This is a genomic window from Methylobacterium sp. Leaf88 (genome assembly GCF_001422795.1).
Lineage (GTDB): Bacteria > Pseudomonadota > Alphaproteobacteria > Rhizobiales > Beijerinckiaceae > Methylobacterium.
The window spans coordinates 169,497-191,369 of record NZ_LMMK01000045.1 but is presented as its reverse complement, the minus strand read 5'-3'; the positions used below and the strand labels follow the sequence as shown (position 1 = coordinate 191,369).

Sequence of the window (21,873 nt, the reverse complement as noted above, 5' to 3'; positions counted from 1 at the left end):
GGATGATCGAAATCCACCCTCGCCGGGACTGGGTGAGGCGCGACGGGACGGGGCGGCCTCGGAGCGTGAGGCCTTGCGCCTGCGTATCGCCCGAGCCGTCGCGCAGGCAGGCGCCTATCCGGTGGCAGAGCGCACGCTCGCGCTCCTGGCGGAAGCGGCCCTCGCGCCGAGCCCGGAGCCGCCCGGCTACCGCGTGATCGATCGGACGGGCGCACCGCGTCACGTCACCGAGGTGGACGGGGCCCTGGTTCCGATGGATTTGCCGGCCCTCCTCGCGGAGCTCCGAGACCGGCACCCCGCCCTGTTCCGGCCGATTCCCGCGCCGGAACCCGAGTCCGCGCCGGAGCCCGTTCCGACGGAGGATTTCCGAATGGCGACGGCGCGGTTCGTCGAGGCGCAGTCGGTTCTGGCACGGTCCCTGGTCACACGCTCGGCCACCCGAAGCCGTGCCCTTGCCACCTCCCTGTCCAGTCGCTTCGCGACGCTCCGGCGCAGCCGGGTCGCGTCTTCGCCGGCTGAGGCGGTCGCACCGGGACCCGCGGCCGACCCCGCGGGGCCGAGCCGGGCCGGCCTCGTCGCCGGCCTCGTCGCCGGCCGCGTCCGAGAGGGGGCGCAGCGCGTCGGCGGCTATGCCCGCGGTCGCCTCGCTGACAGCGCCTCGCGTCTCGGCGAAGTCGCCCGCGACCGCAACGTGATGCGCGATGCCCTGTCCCGGCGCGCCCTCCCGATCGGGCTCGGCGCCGCTGCGCTCGTGGGCCTCCTCGCCGTCTTCGGAGGGCGGACGCCACAGGAGACCGCCTCGCCCGATACGGGGGGACCGGCTCAATCCCCGCCGCAGGCCTCGTCCACAGCGGCGCCGCCGAGCGCGCCCGACATGAGTCCCGCTCTGCCGGAGGAAACGTCTCCGAAACCGGCCTCGGCCAACGAGATCCGTGGTCCGGTGGAGGTCATCGATACCGCGACCCTGCGGGTCGGCGGCAAGCTCGTGCGCCTCTTCGGGGTGGAGTGGGTGCGCGGCGGACAGGCTGACGAACTCACCCGCTACCTGGCCGGCCGTACCGTGACCTGCCAGCCGGTGGCCGGCAGCGAGGCCCGCCTGTGCGCGGTGGACGGGCGCGACCTCTCCGAGGTGGTGCTGTTCAACGGCGGCGGCCGCGCCTCACCCGAGGCGACGCCCGACCTCGTGGCCGCCGAGGACCATGCCCGTGCCGAGCGCCTTGGAGTTTGGGGACGCTGACACCCTGACCTTGGTCGCCTCCGCGCCCAGGACGCACCGGACACCCTTGCGTCGCACGATCCGGCCGGTCTCAATGCCGGCGGGATCGTCAGGGGAACGGGGCATGGATTTCTCTGTGGGCGTGAGCGTCGCGGCGGTGGTGCTCGTGGCGCTCGTCGTCGTGACCCTCGGGATCGGCATCAACATCGTCCCGCAGGGGCACGTCTACACCGTGGAGCGGTTCGGCAAGTACCACCGCAGCCTGGAATCCGGCCTCGGCCTCATCGCCCCCTACGTCGAGCGAATCGGCCGGCGGGTGAACGTGATGGAGCAGGTCATCGACGTGCCGAGCCAAGAGGCCTTCACCCGCGACAATGCCGGGGTGCGGATCGATGCCGTGGTGTTCTACCAGGTGCTCGATGCAGCCCGGGCCTCCTACGAGGTCTCCAACCTCGAGGTCGCGATGATGACTCTGACGATGACCAACATCCGCACGGTGGTCGGCTCCATGGATCTCGACCAGCTCCTGTCCCACCGCGACGAGATCAACGAGCGCCTGCTGCGGGTGATGGATGCCGCCGCCTCACCCTGGGGCGTGAAGATGACCCGCATCGAGATCAAGGACATCGTGCCGCCCGCCGACCTCGCCGGCGCGATGGCGCGGCAGATGAAGGCCGAGCGCGAGAAGCGCGCCTCTGTGCTGGAGGCGGAGGGGCACCGGCAAGCCGAGATCCTGCGTGCGGAGGGGCGCAAGCAATCGGCGATCCTGGAGGCTGAAGGGCGCAAGGAGGCGGCCTTTCGCGATGCGGAGGCGCGGGAGCGCGGAGCGGAGGCCGAGGCGCGGGCGACCCAGCTCGTCAGCGAGGCCATCGCCAAGGGCGACCTCGCGGCAGCGAATTTCCTCGTGGCCGAGAAGTATGTCGAGGCGGTCAAGGCCATCGCCACCGCGCCGAACCAGCGCGTGGTGGTGGTCCCGATCGAGGCGGCGGCCCTCGCGGGCACCCTGGGCGGCATCGCCGAGATCACCCGCAGCGTCTTTGGCGAGGGGGCTCCTGCCCGGAAGAGCGCGGGCCTGCCTCCGAATGTCGGCGGGTCGGCGCGATGATCGCGTCGTTCGTCGACGCGATCGGCCCGGCCTGGACCTGGATCCTGGTCGGCCTCGTGCTGATCGGAACCGAACTCGTCGCCTCGGGAGTGTTCCTGCTCTGGCTCGGTCTCGCAGCCGTGGTCACGGGGCTGCAAAGTCTCCTCGTGCCGATGCCCTGGCAGGGACAGCTGCTGCTGTTCGCCGTCCTGTCGGTGGCCTTCGCGGTGGTCGCAAGCCGCCGGAACAAGGACGGTCCGAGCGCCCTGAACCAGGGCGCCCAGGGCCTCGTCGGGCGGGACTATTCCCTCGTGGCACCGATCGTCGCCGGCGAGGGTCGGATTCGCGTCAACGACACCCTCTGGCGCGTCACCGGCCCGGATGCGCCGATGGGCGCCCGGGTGCGGGTGACGGGGGTGGAAGGCACGCTGCTCACGGTCGTGCCGGTATAGGCACCGGCACCCCCTCGGGGATCGCGCCCCTGACCTCTACGAATCGGCACGCGATTGAGACGGGGAACCACTTCTCCTAGAAGCAGCGCTGTCGTCTTGCCGGCGCCGCGTCGCGCCCCTGTGATGGGAGTTCTCATGAGCAGCTTGAAGTTCGGGACGAGCGGTCTGCGTGGGCTGGTTACCGACCTGGTGGGCTGGCCGAGCTACGCCTATGCGAGGGCCTTCTTCCACTCCGTCGCCGAGACGACCGGCACCGGTCGCACCGTCGTGATCGGGCGAGACCTGCGCGACAGCAGCCCCGGCATCGCCGCCACGGTGGCGGCCGCCGCCACGGGCGCCGGCTTCACGGCCATCGATTGCGGCGCGCTGCCGACGCCGGCCCTCGCTCTGGAAGCGCTTCGGCGCGGCGTCTGTGCCGTGATGGTCACCGGCAGCCACATTCCGGAGGACCGGAACGGTCTGAAATTCTACCGGCCCGACGGTGAGATCACCAAGACCGATGAGGCTGCGATCCTGGCGGCCCTCGGCGACGTCTCCACGGAGGGCGCCATGGCGGCGGCCGATCCCGCTGCGCCGGAGCCCGGCGCGACGGACCGTTACCGTCAGCGCTATTGCGGATCGTTCCCGTCCGACATCCTGGCCGGCCTCAGGATCGCGGTCTACCAGCAGAGCTCCGTGGCGCGCGACCTGCTCGTGGAACTGCTGACGGCGTTGAGCGCGGACGTGACCTCGATCGGGCGCGCGGACCGCTTCGTTCCCATCGACACGGAGGCCCATCGCCCTGAGGACATCGCCTTCATCCGCGATGCCACGGCGTCGGGCGATTTCGACGCCCTGGTGACGACGGATGGCGACGCGGACCGGCCACTGGTCGCGGATGCCGCCGGACGAATCCTGCGGGGGGATGTTCTCGGGCTGATCACGGCGCGGTATCTCGGCGTCGACACCGTCGTCGTGCCGGTCACGGCGGGCTCGGCCATCGAGCATGCGGGCGGGTTCCGGCAGGTGCTGCGCACCAGGGTCGGCTCGCCCTACGTCATCGCCGGCATGGCCCAGGCGGAGACGGAGGGCGCCGACGCCGTTGTCGGCTTTGAGGCGAATGGTGGCTTCCTGCTCGGTTCGGACGTGACCCTCGATGGCCGAACCCTGCCCGCGCTGCCGACCCGCGATGCGATGCTGCCGATTCTGGCGACCCTGGCTGCGGCGCGCAAAGCCGGACTGTCGCTCGCGGACCTCGTCGCATCCCTCTCCGTGGGCGAGACCGCCAGCGACCGCCTGCCCAATACGCCGGCCGAGAAGAGCGGCGCCTTCCTGCGGCAACTCGGCGAGGAGACGTATCGGCGGGATTTCGTTCGGCCGATCGGTGAGCCGCGCGCCATCGACGAGCAGGATGGCGTGAGGATGGAGCTCGATGGCGGACGCACCATCCACTTCCGCGCCTCCGGCAACGCGCCCGAACTGCGCTGCTACGCCGAGGCGGGAACGGCCGGAGAGGCGGAGGACCTGGTCCGCTGGGGATTGGCGGCCGCGGCGGCCGCGATGACGATGGGCGCGCCGGGCTCGGACGCCGCGCCGGACGGATCGGCGTTCGGCCCCTGAACTTGAGGAGCCGCCGGCGTAACCCGGCGGCCTCGGCGCGCCGGGGCCGCGAGGCTCGGCCTCATCCGAACGCGCCCACCTCGTGCTGGATCATGCCCGAGATCTCGCGCACCCGCTGGAAGCTGCGCCGGATCGGCTCGAACAGCGTCTTGTGCTCGGCCTCGTAGGTGCCGACGTCGCGCGGGCCCGCCGGTTCGCCGAAGTTCAGGCCGAGAGTCGGATCCGGGGTGATCGGGAAGATGTCCTCCAGCAGCGTGAGGCAGCCGTCGATGTCGAGGCGCAGGAAGCGCTCGATCAGCGCTTCGCGGCTCACGCCCGATTGCGGGCGGAAACCCGGAATGTGCACGGCCAGGAACCAGATCCGGTGGATCAGCGCGAGGCGGATCGCGTGCAGCAGGGTCAGGCGGGCCGACATCCGGCCGAGGTCGGGAGCGGCGACCTGCAGGTTGAGCCAGTCGCAGGTGAGGCGGCCGAAGAGGTGGCGCAGGTCGGGGGCGAGCTGCAGCCGGTCGAGGGCGTTGGCGATCACCACGAGTTCCTCGCGCCGGCCGTCGCGCTGGGTGCGCCGGGCCCGCTCCAGCCACACCGCCGGGTCGAGCGTGTCGATATACGCGCGCAGCACGTCGAGGTCGGAGACGCTGGCCGCGTGCTGCACGAGTCGGAAGGCCCGGGAGAAGCGTACGGAATCCCGGCGCATGTCACGGAACAGGTCCGGGGTCCGGCCGGCCGCCCGGCCGACGCCATGCAGGGAATTGGCCAGGAAGCCGAGCTGCTGCAGGATCGCGTTGTTGGGAATCGCCCGCATCTGGCGCGGATGGGTGATCATGGTCGGGCCGCCGCCATCGGTCTGGCGGGCGACGGGCCGGGAGCCCGTGCGGTCGAGGAGGCTCGGACCGAAGGTCCCCAGCAGGGCGGCGTAGCCGGGATCGTCCACCAGCGCCTCCATGTCCTGGCGCACCACGGTGAAGAACTCGGCGGCGAAATCCGGCTCGGCGTAGATCGGGTCGTCGGTCTCGTCGGCCCCGCTGGCGGGATCGGAGAGGACATAGTCGGCGAAGCTGTCGTCGTCGGCGGTGTCGAAGGCGAAGACGTGCTCGGCGATGCGCTCCACCGTGGCCTCGGCCAGGGACAGGGTGCCGAACATCAGGTAGCCGTCCGAGCCCTGGAAGCTCGATTCGAGGCGTACCCGGATCCCGGCATTCCGGTTGCGCCGACGCGAATCCTCCGGGGCGAGATAGGCGAGGCGGTCGCGCAGGGAGCTGGGATGCGCGCCCCGGCCGATGGATTCGCCGTGGGTGTCGAAGATCGCGAGTTCCACGCCCGTGAGATCGTTCTGCACCATCAGCTCGGTGATGCGCAGGCGCAGGCGCTCGATCCAGAAGCTCGCCGCGAGCTGGCCGACATAGCGCCCGGAATCGGAATAGCCGAACTGTACCGTCAGTCGGCCGATGCGCTTGAGATATTGCCGCCAATGCGGGTTGCGGAGCGCATCGTCGAGGACCCGGATGCCCTGTTCGAGGGCGCTGGCCGTCTCGAACAGCGGCGTGATCTCGACCCTGTCGGCGATGCCGTAGTGCCGCGCCAGCCAGAGGGCGGCCAGCAGCGTGTAGCCGGTCTCGGTCTCGGCGATCAGGAAGCGGACCGGGTGGGTGCCGTCCACGTGCTTGAGGATCTGGGTGATCGTCATCATCAGCCGGGCGGCCGAGGCCCGCTCGGCGGCGAGCGCGCCGAAATCCACGTCCACCGCCTGCACGTCGTTGAGCAGCGCGTGGATGGTGGCGAGGTGCGAACGGCGCTGGGCGGCGTCCGTGGGTTCACCCTCGAGATCGGTGACGCGCCGCACCGCGTTGTGGATCTGGCTGGCGTTCAGCCGGAAATGCGGCAGGGCGTTCGAGAGACCGTGGGTGGCGATGCCGGACCGCAGCAGGGCGATGCTGCGCTGGTCGGCCTCGGATTCGGCCGCCCCGAGGGCGCCCGCGAGTCCGGCCAGGATCGCGCTGGCATCGGTCTGGGCCCGTTCGCGCTCGATGATCAGGGCGAGGGCGAAGCGATGCACCGCCTCCAGGGACGGCTTGGTTCCGAGCCGGGGCGCGACGGCGAGCTGGCGGTTCACGGCGGCGAGGGCGTTCCCCGTGAGGTCGCGCACCACCTGGGTCGCGGGCACCTGGGGGAGGTGGCGCATGACCCGATCGAGCTGCATCCGCTTGGATTCGAGGCGATAGCGCAGGGTGTCCCACCACCCGATATCGGTGCGCCCGTCGGTGTCGCACCCGACCCAGCTCGCGATCGCGAAGGGTTTCGGGACGAGCTCCGTCCAGCGGTCGGGCCAGCGCGCCCGGGCCGCATCGAGGAGCATGGCGTTGAAGTCGTCGATGGCGGTGCGGCCGTGATTGGCCGCGATGCAGGCCTGCTCGAACTCGTCGTCGAGGCTGATGTTCGGGTCGGGCCGGGTCGAGAGGGCGGCCGCGCGTGCGAGCAGCGGCGCGCGGGCGGCGCCCTCGGCCTGGCTCGCCGCCTGGGCGATCAGGGCGGCGACGGCGCGCGGCATCCCGAAGGTCGGATGGGCGGTGAAGACCACGGCGAAGCCCGTGCGGCCCACGAGGTCCCGGAAGGTCTCGAAATCGCCCTGGCGCGCGGGGACCGCCGCCACGAGACGGGCGGCCATCCGGCTGTCGGGCGCCGACACCGCGTCCCGGTCCAGCCCCACATAGGCGCGCAGGCGCTCGGCGCGGGACGCCAGGGACTGGGATCGCAGCCGGGGAAACAGGTCGTCTAAGTCGTCCTCGCCGATCTCGCACCGGTCGAAGCGCCGGGTGATGGCGAGCGTGACCGCGAGCACGGGATTGCGGAACGGATCCTCCGCCGCCTGCTCGCGGGATTCCTCGATCAGCCGCAGGAGGTCGCGCTCCAGGCTCTCCGCCCCCTGCGGATCAGGGCCGGGGTCGTGGGCGGCATCGGCCGGATTGAGGTCATGCATGCGCATCGATCGACCTTAAGGTTCGGGAGCGGGCTAGGGCGTCATACGGCATGCGGACGCCGCCGGTGCGTCGGAACTGCGCGAATTCCCCGGCCATCGACACGGAAAGAGGGCCATCCCCGGGGTCGCATGGTCCATCCCTGCGCAGTCCCTGTCTGCACGGCTCATGCCTGACCGCCCCGGAACCGGGGATATCGAGCCGGGGTCGAGCCGTTTCTTCTGACATCGTCGCTCGACGACGCAAGGACCGTTCCGGCGTGGGGCGGCGGCCCGCGAACGTGCCGGGAGAGGATGCAACGCGGCGCGTCCTGGGCTAACGCTGGACCCGGCATGGAAACACTCCTGATCCTGGGGGCCCTGGGCGTCCTCCTGTTCTCCGGCTTCCTCGTGGCCCTTCAGCTCAGAAGGGGGCGTCGGCCCGAACTGCGCATGGCGCGCGAGGAAGACCTCGTGGACGAGGCCGATGGCGAGGATCTGCTGATCCGCAGCCTCGAGCCGCTGCGCCCCAGTCCCATCGATCGCAGCGCGACCGTTCTGGACATCGAGCCGGAGCGGCCGCTCGGGGTTTCGGACGAGGACCCGGCCCGTAAGTTGCCGTCGCCGCCCCGTCCAGACCCGCATCGAGAACGAGAGCTTCGCTGATGGTGTGCTCCCGCACGCGCCGGTGGCCGACCCTCCAGCCCGCGGCTTTCCTGTCGCTGGCCTCCCTGTCCCTGGTTGCCCTGATCGTGGCGGGAGCGGCCCAGGCTCAGGTGTCCGAGCCGGCTCCCGAAACCGAGCGGCCGGCCGCGGCGCCGACCCCGCGCCGGCTTGCCCCGAAGCCCAAACCCAAGCCCGCGCCCAAACCTGCGGTGAAACCGGCGGCCGAGGCCCCCGCGACCACCCCCACCGACCCCAAGCCCGTCGCCACTCCCGCGCCCGTCGCCGCTCCCGCGCCGATGCCAGCGGCCAACCTGCCCGGCCTGACCGTGCAGTGCGAGGCCCGGGCGGCGGTCTACGAGGGACAGAAGGACTTTGTGGTCTGGGTGACCCGCACGGGGGCCGTCGTCGTCGAGAATCCGCTGCGCCCGCTCACGCCGGAGACGACCCGGGTCCTGGAGGTCGTTATCGCCGGCAAGGCCGCCACGGCATACGGCCCCGACCTGTTCGCCCTGCGGCGCGGCGGCAGCCCGGCAGCCCTCGGGGCGCTGCTCGGCGCCCCGGTCCGCTGGGATGCCGTGCCGGCGCCCCTGCCCGACACGCTCAACATCGTCTCCGACACCGGAAAGAGTCTGGCGCAGCTCGGGTTTCGGGAATGCGGGGAGGCTCCAGCCGTGACGCGTGCGCCGGTGGCCGCCGGGAACGAGGCGGCCAAGCCGAGCAAGACCCCGGTCAAGAGGGTCCGGCCGAAGGTGGCCAAGGAGTCGGGGAGCGGATCGTCCGGCGCCAAGGCCCCCCCCGGCCTCAGCCTGCCGCAGGGTGCCATCGAGTGACGCCATCTGCAGGAGTTCGCCCATGAGTGCCGGATCCCAGGGACCGACCGCCGCCGAGGTGATCGCCCGCCTCGGCCTCGCGCCGCACCCGGAGGGCGGGCATTACCGCGAGACCTTCCGGGATCCCCGCACCGTCGAGGGGCGCTCGGTGGGCAGCGCGATCTACTACCTCCTCGATCTCGGTGAGGTCTCCGAATGGCACCGGGTGGATGCGGCCGAGATCTGGCACTGGCACGCGGGCGCCCCCCTCGTCCTGACGGTGAGCCCCAACGGTCACGATGCCAGCGCGGCCTATCTCGGCCCCGACCTCGCGCGGGGTCAGCAGCCGCAGATCGTCGTCCCGGCCGGCCACTGGCAGACCGCCACCAGCCTCGGGGCCTGGACGCTGGTGGGCTGCACGGTCTCACCGGCCTTCGAATTCGCCGGCTTCGAGATGGCGCCGCCGGACTGGCGCCCGATGCCCAGGTCGTGAGGTTCAGGTCCTGTTGCGGAGGCGCTCGCGCGCCCCGGCCCGGGAGGCCCGCACCGCCACCCCGGCGCCGAGGACGATGAGGAGGCAGGCGAACGCCAGGGCCGGGCTCGGCTCGGCATAGCCGGCGAGCACCAGGGTCAGGGTCGACAGGATCGGGGCGGCGTAGGCCGCGACCCCGAGAAGGCGCAGGTCGCCCCGCTTCACCCCAATGTCCCAGAGATAGAACGCGGCGCCTACCGGCCCCAGGCCGAGGGCGACGACCGCCCCCCACTGCACCGTGCCCGCCGGCCACAGCGTCGTCTCGAAGGCGCGATGGCAGGCGAAGCTAAGAGCCGCTGTGGCGAGGCAGAAGCCCGCCACCGCATCGGTCGGCACCGCCCCGACCCGGGACGAGAGCACGGAATAGCCCGACCAGACGAAGGCGGCCGCCAGGGCCGCGAGATAGCCGGGCAGGGCTCCGGCGGCGAAGTCGATCCCGCCGCGGCCGGCGAACAGCACCATGACGCCGGCGAGTCCGAGGGCGGCCCCGCCGAGATGGCCGGCGTGCAGGCCCGCCGCCCCGGGAAGCCGGGCCGACAGCAGCACGATCAGGAGGGGCCAAAGATAATTAAGCAGGCCCGCCTCCGCCGGTGGGGCGAGGCGCAGGGCGGCGAAGTACAGGGCGTGGTATCCGAACAGGCCGCCGACGCCGAGAAGCCAGACCGGCCAGGGCTGGCGCAGGGTTCGGAGCCCCTCGCGCCTCAGGGGCCAGCTCGTGCAGCCCACCAGGCCGCCCACCGCGAAGGTCATGGCGGCGAGCTGGAACGGCGGTATCGCACCGGACAATGCGGTCAGCAGCGCGAGTTGCGACCACAGCAGGATCGCGCCGAAACCGAGGAGGGTCGGGGTGGGCATGGGGGGACCGAAGCGGATGGCAGGGGGCTCCTGTCCCATGGAGACCCGCCGGATGGCAACCGGGGACGATCCCGGATCCGACACGAGGCGCACCGACGCGCGGACCAGGGGCGATACGGACCGGTATCGCGGCGCGACGCACCCGATGGCGAGGCGCTGGCGCGCATGATCTCACAACTAGAGGATGTTTTCCCTTGCGGACGGTTGTTTCAGGGCGTTTCTACCCTCGTCGCCCCAGACCCGGAGTCTTCAGGATGCGTCGGTCCCGTTCGTCCACTGCTACGCTGTTCGCCTCGACCCTGCTCGTCCTCGGTGCCAGTCCCGGCCGGGCGGATCCGACCCCGCCCTCGCCCGATCCGACCCTGAAGAGCGAGGGGCCGACCCAACCGGCCAAGGTCGACGACGGAAGTTACGTCGACAAGGACGGCACGCCGACCTACCACGTGACCCAGGGCGGCAAGATGGTCGATTGGCCGGCCATGTCCGGTTACGTGCGATACAATGCCAACTGCATCGTCTGCCACGGCCCCGACGGGGCCGGTTCGACCTATGCGCCATCGCTGGTCGAGGCCCTGAAGCGCGACGATTACGCGACCTTCGTGGGCATCGTCGCGGGCGGCAAGAAGGACGTCAATTCCGCGCAGCAGCTGGTGATGCCGGCCTTCGGCGACAACCGGAACGTGATGTGCTACATCGACGACGTCTACGTCTACCTGCGGGCGCGGGCAGACGGCGTCATCGGTCGCGGCCGGCCGGCCGAGCACGAACCGAAATCCGAATCGTTCAAGAAGCGCGAGGACGCCTGCATGGGCTGAAGCGCATCCTCGGATGGAGCGGTATCCCCCGAGAGGGACCCAATCCCGCCGCAGCGGGGGCGACGCGCGCCGCCCTCGCTGGTTCTAGAGATCAGGCGATGTACTGGGCGCCGTTGATCGTCAGAGTCGAGCCGGTGATGAAGCCGGAATCGTCGGCGGCGAGATACTCCACCGCGCGGGCGATCTCCTCGGCCTCGCCGAGGCGACCCACCGGGATCGTCGAGATGATCTTGTTGCGCACGTCCTCCGGCACCGCCATGACCATGTCGGTGGCGATGTAACCCGGCGCGATCACGTTGACGGTGATGCCCTTCGAGGCGCTCTCCTGGGCCAGGGCCTTGGCGAAGCCGATCACGCCGGCCTTGGCGGCCGAGTAGTTGGTCTGGCCGACCTGGCCCTTCTGGCCGTTGATCGACGAGATCAGGATGATGCGGCCGAAGCCCCGGTTGCGCATGCCCTCGATCACCGGCCGGGTGACCGTGAAGGCGGAGTCGAGGTTGGTCTTGATGACCGCCTGCCACTTCTCGAAGGTCATCTTGTGGAACAGGCCGTCACGGGTGATGCCGGCATTGTTGACCAGGATGTCGACCGGGCCGACCTCGGCCTCGACCGCCTTAATGCCGGCCTCGCAGGCCGCGTAGTCGCCGACGTCGAACTTGAAGACCGGGATGCCGGTCTCGTCCTTGAAGGCATTGGCCGCCTCGTCGTTGCCACCGTAATTGGCCGCGACCTTGTAGCCCTTGGCCTTCAGGCCCTTCGCGATGGCGGCGCCGATGCCGCGGGTGCCGCCGGTGACGAGGGCGACGCGTTCCTGAGCCATGGTTTCCTCCGAGATCTGGTTTCTTGTGATTGTCTTTGGCCGGTCGCGCTTTAGCGGAGGGTCCACGTCGGGCGCGACCGATTTAAATTTGCGGCGCCGTCAAGAATTCATGCGGCGCCCCTCAGGGCTCAGGCTCAGACGCGCTCGACGCAGAGGGCGACGCCCATGCCGCCGCCGATGCACAGGGTGGCGAGGCCGCGCTTGGCGTCACGGCGCTTCAGCTCGTGCAGGAGGGTGACGAGGACGCGGGCGCCCGAGGCCCCGATCGGGTGGCCGATGGCGATGGCGCCGCCATTGACATTCACCTTGTCGGTGTCCCAGCCCATGTCCTTGTTCACGGCGAGCGCCTGGGCGGCGAAGGCCTCGTTGGCCTCGATCAGGTCGAGGTCGGAAGCCTTCCAGCCGGCCTTGTCCAGGGCCTTGCGCGAGGCCGGGATCGGGCCGGTGCCCATCACCTTGGGGTCGACGCCGGCCGTGGCCCAGGAGACGATCCGGGCCAGGGGCTTGATGCCCCGGCGCTCGGCCTCGGAAGCCGACATCAGCACGATGGCGGCCGCGCCGTCGTTGAGGCCGGAGGCGTTGGCGGCGGTGACGGTGCCGTCCTTGGCGAAGGCGGGCTTGAGCTTGGCCATGGCCTCGACGGTGGCACCGTCGCGGATGTACTCGTCGGTATCGACCACGACGTCGCCCTTGCGGCCCGGCACGGTGACGGCGGCGATCTCCTCCTTGAAGCGGCCCTCCTTGCGGGCGGCCTCGGCCTTATTCTGCGAGGCGGTGGCGAACTGGTCCTGCTGCTCGCGGGTCAGCTGGAAGGCCTGTGCCACGTTCTCAGCCGTCTGGCCCATGTGGTAGCCGTTGAAGGCGTCCCAGAGGCCGTCCTTGATCATGGTGTCGACGAGCTTGACGTCGCCCATCTTCTGGCCGCCGCGCAGGTACTGCGCGTGGGGGGAGAGCGACATCGATTCCTGGCCGCCGGCCACGATCACGGTGGCGTCGCCGTTGGCAATCTGCTGCATGCCGATGGCGACCGTGCGCAGGCCCGAGCCGCAGACCTGATTGACGCCCCAGGCGGTGGCCTTCTCGGGGATGCCAGCCTTGATGGCGGCTTGGCGGGCGGGGTTCTGGCCGGCGCCGGCGGTGAGGACCTGGCCGAAGATCACCTCGTCCACGTCGTCGGCCGGGACGCCGGCGCGCTCGAGGGCGGCCTTGATCGCCACGGCGCCGAGATCGTGCGCGGGGACGGTGTTGAATACGCCGCCGAATGAACCCACCGCGGTGCGCGCCGCACCGACGATGACGATATCTTCTGCTGCCATGGTGACGTTCTCCTCATTCCGGCGGGCGCTCCCTTGACGCTCTGAATGCAATCGAGCGTGGGCGCCTTTGTGCCGTTCCCTCGGATGAAAGCCGTCGACCCTGCGAAGTCAAGGCATCCGAAGGTTGTTTGCGGCCCCGCCCGTGACAGGACGCGCTCCCTTGCGTGGTATTCCGCGGGATGGGCGATAAATTGCTGTTTTCGTCGGCACAGGAACGTCTTAAGGTGCACTTGTGCGGCGCGGGATCGAGCAGCGGTCCTTGGCGCCGCGGTAAGAAGATCGCGCGGCTACGAACGCGCCGGGAGAGGCCCCCAGAAATGGCGGATAACGGTAAGTCCACCCACACCGTCATCAAGAAATACGCCAACCGGCGCCTCTATCACACCGGGACGTCGACCTACGTCACCCTCGAGGACTTGGCGACGATGGTGCAGAACGGCGAGGACTTCCTCGTCTACGACGCGCGCTCGGGCGACGACATCACCCGGTCGGTGCTGACGCAGATCATCTTCGAGCAGGAGAACAAGGCCGGCGAGGACAACCTGCTGCCGGTGGCTTTCCTGCGCCAGCTGATCCGCTTCTACGGTGACAGCATGCGCACCATGGTTCCGAGCTTCCTGGAATTCTCGATGGCGAACTTCGCCCGGGACCAGGAGGGCCTGCGCGAGAAGATGACGCAGAGCTTCGCGCCTACCGCGTTCCAGAGTGCGATGGAGGAGCAGGTCCGGGCGAACATGAGCTTCTTCGGCGACGCAATGAAGATGTTCACCACCTTCGGCACCGGCCCGCTCTCCGGCATGGGGGCGCATCCCTCCTCGGCGGGCAAGTCCGCCGGCGTTCCCGCCCCGGTCCAGCACGGCCCGGCCGGAAGCGACCTCGACGACCTCAAGCGCCAGATGGCCGAGATGCAGTCTCGCCTCGAGGACCTGGCCAAGAAGTAGGTCCGCGGCGTCGGTGGAAATCTCCCGTGTGCGGGAATCGCCCGAGACCCTCAACGAGTAACCTTGCTGCGCGAGAGGCGCCGGATCAAAGGTTGACGAACCGTTAACGTGGGCCAATTCTGTTCCTGCGGGCCATCCGGGCGCGGGGAGCGGGGGCATGGAGCGTGCCGAGACGGAGCGGGACGACCCGGGAGGCGCACCGCCTGAAGCGGTTTCCCTCGCGCGCCATGACCTCGTGGTCATTTCCGGCGGCGGGGCGTCCGGGTTTCGGCCGGTTCCGGCCCGCCCCCTGTCCGGCTTCCTGGCCCAGCTCATCGTCAGCACCGAGCCGACCCTGCGGCCGTCCCGCATCGAGCGCACGCGCTCGGCCGCGGCGCGCTACGCCGAGGCTGCGCGCCGCGCCTGACGGACGCTGACATCACCCTCGGATGGTGGCGATCGGCCAACGAAAAAAGCCGGGCCCCTGCGGGGCCTCGGCTCGGAATCTCGGGCGTGCGGTGCCGTCCGGGGCGGCCGTACGGCGCCCCCGCGAGGACTCAGGCCTCGGTCGACTTCACCTTGAGGACCTGGCGGCCCCGGTACATGCCGGTCTTGAGATCGATGTGGTGGGGACGACGCAGCTCGCCCGAATCCTTGTCGGTGACGTAGGTCGGGGCCTTGAGAGCGTCGGCGGAGCGGCGCATGCCGCGACGCGAGGGGGAGGTCTTTCGCTTCGGAACGGCCATCGGAAGAGTCCTGCTACGGCAAAAAAGGCACCGTGGGCGCGACTTCCAGGGAAGGCCGCCTCGGTACCGTGGTCAAACGGAGATTCGCTGGCGGCTCTATAACGCCACCCGCAGGTTCTGGCTAGAGCGTCCCGCGCAGGAGGTTCGAAGAGGCGGGGCCGACAGGTCCGGCGCGGATCGGGCCTCGGCGCGGCAAGGATCCCCGGCCCTCGCCGTGCCGGCCAGGATCCCGCCCTGGACCCGCGGAGGATTCGCTCCCCGCCGCACGGCATCAATCCCGGCGCGGAGACGCGCGAGGACTTTAATCTGCGGTTCAAGTTGGAACTTCTACTCAGGGGACAGGCTCGCCGCCGCATTACGCGGAGGGCGATGCTTTCGGGAGACATCCATGTCCTCATCCCTGCTGCGTACCCTCGCCGTTCTGACCTGCATCGCCGCCGGCCCCGCTCTGGCCCAGGCGCCGAGCCCGGCCGCCCCCACGCCCTCGACGGCTCCCAAGACCGTGGCGCCGACCGCGCCCGCGGCGCCCAAGGCGCCGACGGTCGAGCCGGCCGCGAAGACGGCCCTGGTCGACATCAACAGCGCCACCGCCGCCGAGCTCGACGCCCTGCCGGGCATCGGTGCCGCCCGCGCCGCCGCGATCATCAAGGGGCGCCCCTATCGAGGAAAGGACGAGCTTCTGTCCAAGAAGATCATCCCGCAGAACGCCTATGACGGCATCAAGGACAAGGTCATCGCCAAGCAGAAATAAGGCTGTGCCAGCAGACGTCAGGCCTGACGCGGCGCGCGGGGTGTCCCTGCGCGCCGCGCGGTCTGCCACCCTTGCGGGGGTCCGGGCCGGGTGATAGGCGCCGGGGATCACACGAGAAACGCCGTTCGTGGCCCGTCGTCGATCCCAGCGCGAAAACTCCCCGTCCATGCCGCCGCCCCCCGCCATCCGCCTGCATCGCGGCGACCTGCCCGCCGATTACGTCGCCGGCCCTGCCATCGCCATCGACACCGAGACCCTCGGGCTCAACCCGCATCGCGACCGCCTCTGCGTCGTGCAGATCTCGCGTGGCGACGGCGCTGCCGACGTGGTCCAGATCATCCCTGGCGGACCGGCTCCCGAGACGCTGATGCGCGTGCTGGCCGATCCGGCCACCCTGAAGATCTTCCACTTCGCGCGCTTCGACCTCGCGGTGCTGTTCCAGGGCCTCGGGGTCATGCCGGCGCCGGTCTACTGCACCAAGGTGGCCTCGAAGCTGGCTCGCACCTACACCGACCGGCACGGGCTGAAGGACGTGGTCCGGGAACTCGTGGGCATCGACCTTTCCAAGCAGCAGCAATCCTCGGATTGGGGCGCCGATACCCTGAGCCAGGCCCAGGTCGATTACGCCGCCTCCGATGTGCTCTACCTGCATGCCGCGCGCGCGCGGCTCGACGCGATGCTGGAGCGGGAGGGCCGCACGGATCTCGCGCGGAACTGCTTCGACTTCCTTCCGACCCGCGCCCGGCTCGACCTCGCCGGCTGGCCGGACACCGACATCTTCGCGCATGCCTAGGGGCGGCCTCCCTCGCATGGGCCCCCGTCACGCCAGCCTTCCTGTCCCCGGCCTCCGTGCGCCGTCGCACATCCCCGCGCCCGCGCCTGCGCCATTCCGCCCTCGGGTGAACCGGAGGCTTGATGCTTTCTCAAGCTTCCCGTCATAACTTCGCCACTGCCCCCGGCCATCCGGCGGTCGACCCAGCCGTGGCGCGCTCCTCGCGTGCGCCGCCGCCGCCGGGGCACGATGTTGGAAAGATCATGCACCTGGGCGCGGCGATCGAGACGGGGCAGACGAGCGACGGCCGCGTCGATGCGCGCCGGACCCGCGCCCATGCGCGGGCGCGCAACCACAGCAGCCACGTGCGCGCCCTGCGCCGGCTGATCCCCCTCGCTGCCGGAACCGCCGTCATCGCACTCGCGGTCGTGACCCTGTTCAATCCCTTCGGAGCCGGCCTCCCCGACGTGTCGGTGGGCCAGCTCAGCCTGTCGGGCAGCAGGGTGAAGATGGAGAATCCCCGCCTGTCCGGCTTTCGGAAGGGCGACCGGGGCTACGAGGTCACCGCCATCGCCGCTTTCCAGGACGTTCGCAAGCCGAGCGTGATCGAATTGCAGGCCATGAAGGGCCAGCTCAACACCGACGACAAGGGCGGCCTCGTCCACCTCGAAGCCGCCTCCGGCGTGTTCGATTCCGCGCGCGAATCCCTGAACCTCGACCGCGACATCCGGCTCTGGACGGACAAGGGGGAGGAGGTCCGCCTGAAGACGGCCGCCGTCGACTTCAAGGCCGGCAGCGTCCGGTCGAGCGAGACTGTCGCCGTCTCCATGCCGAGCGGCACCATCGTGGCCGACACCCTGGAGGTGATCGACAGCGGCCACGTCATCTCCTTCGTCGGCAACGTCCATACGGTCCTGCACGGTCGGGATCCGTCGGGAGGGGATCCGCAGGACAAGTCCGAGGCCGGGGCCGACAAGGCTCAGGTCGCCGGGCTGACCGACAAGCCGACGCGCATCCGGACCACGGCGGCCGAGCCCGAGGACGGGGAGCGCCGCCGGTGACGCGGCCCACGGTGAAGGACGTCGTCCCGCATCGGTGCCTGACGGCCCTCGTTCTCGCGCTGGCGAGCGTGATCGCGGCCGGGCCCGCCGCGGCACAGACCGCGCCCGCGGCCCCGCGCAAGGAGAAGGCCGCTTCGCCCCTGGGCAACCTCGGCGGCGGCGGCAAGGAGCCGATCAAGATCGACGCCGATCGTCTCGACGTGTTCGACCGCGAGAACAAGGCCGTCTTCGCCGGCAACGTCGTCGCCGTGCAGGGCGACAGCACGATCCGCTGCTCCAGCATGACGGTGCGCTACAAGCGCGGCAAGGACAAGAAAGAGTCAGCGGCGGGCGGCGAGCCGGCCAGCCAGGCGGAGCGGGCCGCCGGCCTGAACGAGAACGGCATCCAGCGCGTGGAATGTGCCGGCCCGGTTACCGTGGTGCAGAAGGACCAGATCGCCACCGGCGACAACGCCGTGTTCGATCAGGAGGCCAAGCGCATCGTGGTCACCGGCAACGTCATCCTGAGCCAGTGCCAGAACGTCACCCGCGGCTCCCGCCTCGTCTACGACATGAACACCGGCCGGGCGAACATGGACCCGGTGGCGGGCGGGCGCGTCTCCGCCCTCCTCGTGCCGCAGAAGGAGGACGGGGCCAAGGGCAAGGGCTGCACGCCGGCGTCCATCGCCGGACGCGCGGCCAAGCCGCCGGCCGACAAGCCCGCAGCGGACAAGCCCACCGAAGCCTCCGCCGAGAAGCCTGCCGGCAAGACCCGGGCCCAGACGAATTGAGTGCCGCAGCGCCGGCGCCCGCCCTGGCGGAGCGCTCCTCCGATCGTGCCGGCGCGCCGCCTGCGCCCTCCCTGCTCCGGCGGTTGTTCGGAGGGCGCGCCCGTCGTCGCGCGGCCGAGGCGGCCGCCATCGTCGAGGAGGGCGGCGGGCCGGGCATCCTCTGCGTGCGCGGCCTGCGCAAGAGTTACGGCGCCCGCACCGTCGTGCACGAGGCCGGCCTCACTGTGCGCAACGGCGAGGCGGTCGGTCTCCTCGGCCCCAACGGCGCCGGCAAGACCACCATCTTCTACATGATCACCGGCCTCGTCACGGCCGATCGCGGGACCATCACCCTCGACGGCCTGCCGATCACCCAACTGCCGATGTACCAGCGGGCCCGCCTCGGCATCGGCTACCTGCCGCAGGAGGCCTCGATCTTCCGTGGCCTCACTGTGGAGGACAACATCCGTGCGGTGCTCGAGGTGGCCGAGCCCGACCGCAAGGAGCGCGCCCGCAAGCTCGAATCGCTGCTCGATGAGTTCGATATCGCGCGCCTGCGCAAGTCGCCGTCCATCGCCCTCTCCGGAGGCGAGCGCCGTCGCTGCGAGATCGCCCGGGCGCTCGCTTCCTCGCCAAGCTTCATGCTTCTCGACGAGCCCTTCGCGGGGATCGACCCCATCGCGGTCGGCGACATCCAAGACCTGGTGAAGCACCTGAAGCAGCGCGGGATCGGCGTGCTCATCACCGACCACAACGTGCGCGAGACCCTTGGGCTCATCGATCGCGCCTACATCGCCCATTCGGGTCGCATCCTCACCGAGGGAACGCCCGAGGAGATCGTGGCCAATCCGGAGGCCCGCCGCCTCTATCTCGGCGAGGATTTCCGCCTCTAGGGGCCGGTCTCGTTCGAACCCTGCAGCGTCAGCTCTGCATCCGGGTCACAGCCCACGGATTTTTTCAGCCGGCGTCCAGTACGATCCGAACCGCACGCCAATGGTGCAATGCGGGAATTTTGGCTGATTTTCCAAGCTTTTGTTAGCGTCCAAGATGCGACGCAGGGGTCTCCGCGGGAGTGCCCGCCCCCGTGCTGCTTTCATGGCCTGCTCAATTTGCGTGCAAGCCCGGTCCGCCACGCTTTGACGCGGGATCGGGTTGGCGTTAGACCTGGGGGCAGACGACAGGAAGCAAGATTTGTGCCGAGGTTCGGTTCACGGCGACGTGGGCCGCTGATCCGAGGTGCGACTCACCCGGGGCGACAACCATGAGTCTGCTGCAACGGCTGGAAATGCGCCAGGGCCAAGCCCTGGTGATGACGCCTCAGCTTCTCCAGGCGATCAAGCTCCTCCAGCTCTCCCAGCTCGACCTCGCCGCCTACGTCGATGCCGAACTCGAGCGCAATCCGTTGCTGGAGCGCGCCGACGGCGAGAGCGAGATCGAGCGCGCGCCGGCCGAGACACCTTCCGAATCCTCGGTCGATCGCGACGGGGACGGCGAGGGGGGCGACTACGACGGGAGCGACGAGCCCTGGATCGCCACCACGCTGACGGCGAGCGGCGCAGACATGGAGAGCGCCCTCGACACGCGCCTCGACAACGTGTTCTCGGACGAGAACCCGACCCATGCCCGCGAGGCGGCTTCCGGGGACATGCTCTCGCTGACGCCGGCGCCCTACGGCAATACCGGCGGCAGCTTCGACGGCGAGGCCCCGGACTTCGAGGCGAGCCTCACCGCCGAGGTTTCCCTGCGCGAGCATCTCGGCGCCCAGCTCGACCTCGCCACCCGCGATCCCCTGGACCGGCTGATCGGCGGCTTCCTCATCGATGCCGTCGACGATGCCGGTTACCTGCGCGAATCGATCGACGCGGTGGCCGAGCGCCTCGGCGCCTCCCTCGACCGGGTCGCCCGGGTGCTGAAGCTTGTCCAGAGCTTCGAGCCCGCTGGCATCGCCGCGCGCGACCTCGCCGAGTGCCTCGCCCTGCAACTGCGCGACCGAGACCGGTTCGATCCGGCCATGCAGGCCCTGGTGTCGCGCCTCGACCTCGTGGCCAAGCGCGATTTCGCGGCGCTGCGCCGGCTCTGCGGCGTCGACGACGAGGATCTCGTCGACATGCTGGCCGAGCTGCGCCGGCTCGATCCGAAACCCGGCCGCGCCTTCGGAACCCGTGCCGTCGAGGTGCTGATCCCCGACGTGTTCGTGCGCGCGGCGCCCGACGGCTCGTGGCTGGTGGAGCTCAACGCCGAGGCCCTGCCGCGGGTGCTGGTCAATCAGAGCTACTATGCCCGCGTCTCCCGCGGCGCGGCGGCCGAAGGCGACAAGGCCTTCCTGTCGGAATGCCTGCAGACCGCCAACTGGCTCACCCGCAGCCTGGAGCAGCGGGCCCGCACCATCCTCAAGGTCGCCTCCGAGATCGTGCGCCAGCAGGACGCCTTCTTCCTGCACGGCGTCGCTCACCTGCGCCCGCTCAACCTGAAGACCGTGGCCGAGGCGATCGGCATGCATGAATCCACCGTCTCGCGGGTCACCTCGAACAAGTCGATCGGCACCAGCCGCGGCACGCTGGAGATGAAGTACTTCTTCACCGCCGCGATCCCGGGCGCCGCCGGCACCGCCTCGCATTCGTCCGAGGCCGTCCGCCACCGCATCAAGCAGCTCGTCGACGGCGAGGCGCCGAGCGACGTGCTCTCCGACGACGCCCTGGTGCAGCGCCTGCGTGACGAGGGCATCGACATCGCACGCCGCACCGTCGCCAAGTATCGGGAATCCCTGCGCATTCCCTCCTCGATCGAGCGCCGTCGCGAGCATTTCGCCTATGCGGGGCGGTGAGACCCCTCGGCGGGGCGTCCCCTTCGGCGACGAACGGGGCGGGCCGGCAAGATCCACAGCGGCCCGCCTTCCGCAGCCCCAGGGGCTCGCGCGAGGCCAGGGGCCGGGCTGCGAATGACGGATCGGCGGCCGGGACAAGGCCTCGGCCCGGCCTCGCGTTGACTTCTCCGAGAGAGGCTCCTTAACTCAGGTTGCGCCTTACCCAGGGCGTGTCCACAACGAAAATCGGAGGGATCATGGGGTCATTGCGCGTGACGGGCCACGGCCTGGACCTTGGCGAAGCCCTTCGGGGGCGGGTCGAGGAGCGAATGGCTGCCACGCTCTCGAAATATCTCGACAGCCACATGAGCGGGACCTGCTCCGGCCACGTCACCCTCCGGCGGGACGGGACCGCCTACCGCACCGATTGCGTGCTCCACCTCGTCTCCGGCCTGACCCTGGAGGCCTCCGGCGCCGCCCACGACGCCCATGCGAGCTTCGAGCAGACGGCGGACCGCCTGGAAAAGCGCCTTCGGCGCTACAAGCACAGGCTGAAGGACCATGGCGCGGCCGGCCATGACGGCGCGACGGTGCAAGCGGCCTACGCGGTGTTCGCCGCCCCGAGCGAGGCCGACGCCATCGACCTCGACGAGGATGGCGACGACGGGGAGGCGGCGCATCCGCCGGTGGTGGCGGAGAGCACCAAGACCCTGAAGCGCCACTCGGTCAGCGAGGCGGTCACCGCCCTCGACCTCACGGGCGCGCCGGTCATCGTGTTCGTTCACGCTGGCACCGGACGCATCAACGTCGTATACCGCCGCACGGACGGGGCCATCGGCTGGGTCGATCCGGCCGAGACAGCCTCGTAGGCGCGGGTCGGGAACAGAGCCTGAACCCGCTCGATTGAGTTCAAGGGCCGCCTGGGTGGCCCGACCTTTCATGGAGTGGCGGCCG

Annotated in this window: 22 protein-coding genes; 17 read left to right on the top strand and 5 right to left on the bottom strand. The window is 70.2% G+C overall.

What is annotated here, in order from left to right:
- Nucleotides 1-73: 73 nt before the first annotated feature.
- The 4 genes from ASF20_RS17385 to ASF20_RS17370 all read left to right on the top strand — a co-directional run bounded on the left by ASF20_RS17385 (nt 74) and on the right by ASF20_RS17370 (nt 4,351).
- Nucleotides 74-1,237, top strand: a complete 1,164-nt coding sequence (locus ASF20_RS17385; RefSeq protein ID WP_056276160.1) for a hypothetical protein — start codon at nt 74-76, stop codon at nt 1,235-1,237.
- A 103-nt stretch (nt 1,238-1,340) separates the two neighbouring features.
- Nucleotides 1,341-2,321, top strand: a complete 981-nt coding sequence (locus ASF20_RS17380) for an SPFH domain-containing protein (RefSeq protein ID WP_056211619.1) — start codon at nt 1,341-1,343, stop codon at nt 2,319-2,321.
- On the top strand, nt 2,318-2,752 hold the full coding sequence (locus ASF20_RS17375) for an NfeD family protein (RefSeq protein WP_056276157.1): 435 nt from the start codon (nt 2,318-2,320) through the stop codon (nt 2,750-2,752). The genes ASF20_RS17380 and ASF20_RS17375 overlap by 4 nt, the downstream gene beginning before the upstream one ends.
- Before the next feature lie 135 nt (nt 2,753-2,887).
- The gene (locus tag ASF20_RS17370) at nt 2,888-4,351 is read left to right on the top strand and encodes a phosphomannomutase (protein WP_056276154.1); all 1,464 of its coding nucleotides are present in this window, start codon (nt 2,888-2,890) and stop codon (nt 4,349-4,351) included.
- 61 nt (nt 4,352-4,412) lie between these two features.
- Here ASF20_RS17370 and ASF20_RS17365 read toward each other — a convergent pair whose 3' ends face one another.
- Nucleotides 4,413-7,334 carry a phosphoenolpyruvate carboxylase gene (locus ASF20_RS17365; protein ID WP_082501414.1) on the bottom strand — a complete coding sequence of 974 codons (2,922 nt, stop codon included), beginning with the start codon at nt 7,332-7,334 and terminating at the stop codon, nt 4,413-4,415.
- Between the two features lie 324 nt (nt 7,335-7,658).
- Between ASF20_RS17365 and ASF20_RS17360 the strand changes: the two genes are divergently transcribed.
- Genes ASF20_RS17360 through ASF20_RS17350 form a run of 3 tightly spaced genes read left to right on the top strand, consistent with a single transcriptional unit; the run spans nt 7,659 to nt 9,272 of the window.
- Nucleotides 7,659-7,970, top strand: coding sequence for a hypothetical protein (locus tag ASF20_RS17360; RefSeq protein ID WP_056276148.1), 312 nt, complete (start codon nt 7,659-7,661; stop codon nt 7,968-7,970).
- On the top strand, nt 7,970-8,800 hold the full coding sequence (locus ASF20_RS17355) for a hypothetical protein (RefSeq protein ID WP_156648116.1): 831 nt from the start codon (nt 7,970-7,972) through the stop codon (nt 8,798-8,800). Before ASF20_RS17360 ends, ASF20_RS17355 begins: the two co-directional genes overlap by 1 nt.
- Before the next feature lie 22 nt (nt 8,801-8,822).
- Nucleotides 8,823-9,272, top strand: a complete 450-nt coding sequence (locus tag ASF20_RS17350) for a cupin domain-containing protein (protein ID WP_056211625.1) — start codon at nt 8,823-8,825, stop codon at nt 9,270-9,272.
- 3 nt (nt 9,273-9,275) lie between these two features.
- Here ASF20_RS17350 and ASF20_RS17345 read toward each other — a convergent pair whose 3' ends face one another.
- Nucleotides 9,276-10,166 (bottom strand): EamA family transporter, encoded by an 891-nt coding sequence (locus tag ASF20_RS17345; RefSeq protein ID WP_056276145.1) that lies wholly within the window; start codon nt 10,164-10,166, stop codon nt 9,276-9,278.
- 254 nt (nt 10,167-10,420) lie between these two features.
- On the opposite strand from ASF20_RS17345, the gene ASF20_RS17340 reads away from it, so the two are divergent.
- The gene (locus ASF20_RS17340) at nt 10,421-10,981 is read left to right on the top strand and encodes a c-type cytochrome, methanol metabolism-related (RefSeq protein ID WP_056276142.1); all 561 of its coding nucleotides are present in this window, start codon (nt 10,421-10,423) and stop codon (nt 10,979-10,981) included.
- Nucleotides 10,982-11,072: 91 nt separating this feature from the next.
- Here the strand turns inward: ASF20_RS17340 and phbB are convergent, their stop codons facing one another.
- Both phbB and ASF20_RS17330 read right to left on the bottom strand, forming a co-directional pair.
- Nucleotides 11,073-11,801, bottom strand: a complete 729-nt coding sequence (gene phbB / locus ASF20_RS17335) for an acetoacetyl-CoA reductase (protein WP_056276139.1) — start codon at nt 11,799-11,801, stop codon at nt 11,073-11,075.
- A gap of 134 nt (nt 11,802-11,935) precedes the next feature.
- Nucleotides 11,936-13,117 (bottom strand): acetyl-CoA C-acetyltransferase, encoded by a 1,182-nt coding sequence (locus tag ASF20_RS17330; RefSeq protein WP_056276136.1) that lies wholly within the window; start codon nt 13,115-13,117, stop codon nt 11,936-11,938.
- Nucleotides 13,118-13,434: 317 nt separating this feature from the next.
- On the opposite strand from ASF20_RS17330, the gene phaR reads away from it, so the two are divergent.
- Together phaR and ASF20_RS17320 are read left to right on the top strand one after the other, a co-directional pair.
- Complete coding sequence (phaR, locus tag ASF20_RS17325) at nt 13,435-14,058, top strand: polyhydroxyalkanoate synthesis repressor PhaR (protein ID WP_056211634.1); 624 nt, start codon at nt 13,435-13,437, stop codon at nt 14,056-14,058.
- Between the two features lie 157 nt (nt 14,059-14,215).
- Nucleotides 14,216-14,464 carry a hypothetical protein gene (locus ASF20_RS17320; protein ID WP_056276131.1) on the top strand — a complete coding sequence of 83 codons (249 nt, stop codon included), beginning with the start codon at nt 14,216-14,218 and terminating at the stop codon, nt 14,462-14,464.
- A 130-nt stretch (nt 14,465-14,594) separates the two neighbouring features.
- Here the strand turns inward: ASF20_RS17320 and rpmF are convergent, their stop codons facing one another.
- Nucleotides 14,595-14,783: a 50S ribosomal protein L32 gene (gene rpmF / locus ASF20_RS17315; protein ID WP_055946842.1), complete on the bottom strand. Its 189-nt coding sequence runs from the start codon at nt 14,781-14,783 to the stop codon at nt 14,595-14,597.
- Nucleotides 14,784-15,171: 388 nt separating this feature from the next.
- On the opposite strand from rpmF, the gene ASF20_RS17310 reads away from it, so the two are divergent.
- From ASF20_RS17310 to raiA, 7 genes are all read left to right on the top strand, one after another.
- Nucleotides 15,172-15,534, top strand: coding sequence for a helix-hairpin-helix domain-containing protein (locus ASF20_RS17310; protein ID WP_056276128.1), 363 nt, complete (start codon nt 15,172-15,174; stop codon nt 15,532-15,534).
- Between the two features lie 166 nt (nt 15,535-15,700).
- Nucleotides 15,701-16,327, top strand: a complete 627-nt coding sequence (locus tag ASF20_RS17305) for a ribonuclease D (protein ID WP_056276125.1) — start codon at nt 15,701-15,703, stop codon at nt 16,325-16,327.
- Between the two features lie 242 nt (nt 16,328-16,569).
- Nucleotides 16,570-17,367: a hypothetical protein gene (locus ASF20_RS17300; RefSeq protein WP_056211642.1), complete on the top strand. Its 798-nt coding sequence runs from the start codon at nt 16,570-16,572 to the stop codon at nt 17,365-17,367.
- On the top strand, nt 17,364-18,137 hold the full coding sequence (locus ASF20_RS17295; RefSeq protein ID WP_244476468.1) for an LptA/OstA family protein: 774 nt from the start codon (nt 17,364-17,366) through the stop codon (nt 18,135-18,137). Before ASF20_RS17300 ends, ASF20_RS17295 begins: the two co-directional genes overlap by 4 nt.
- 83 nt (nt 18,138-18,220) lie before the next feature.
- A complete protein-coding gene (gene lptB / locus ASF20_RS17290) occupies nt 18,221-19,009 on the top strand; it encodes an LPS export ABC transporter ATP-binding protein (protein ID WP_244476482.1) in 789 nt (262 codons plus the stop codon).
- Between the two features lie 368 nt (nt 19,010-19,377).
- Nucleotides 19,378-20,940 carry an RNA polymerase factor sigma-54 gene (rpoN, locus tag ASF20_RS17285; protein ID WP_082487469.1) on the top strand — a complete coding sequence of 521 codons (1,563 nt, stop codon included), beginning with the start codon at nt 19,378-19,380 and terminating at the stop codon, nt 20,938-20,940.
- A gap of 236 nt (nt 20,941-21,176) precedes the next feature.
- Nucleotides 21,177-21,788 (top strand): ribosome-associated translation inhibitor RaiA, encoded by a 612-nt coding sequence (raiA, locus tag ASF20_RS17280; protein WP_056276123.1) that lies wholly within the window; start codon nt 21,177-21,179, stop codon nt 21,786-21,788.
- Nucleotides 21,789-21,873 lie beyond the last annotated feature (85 nt).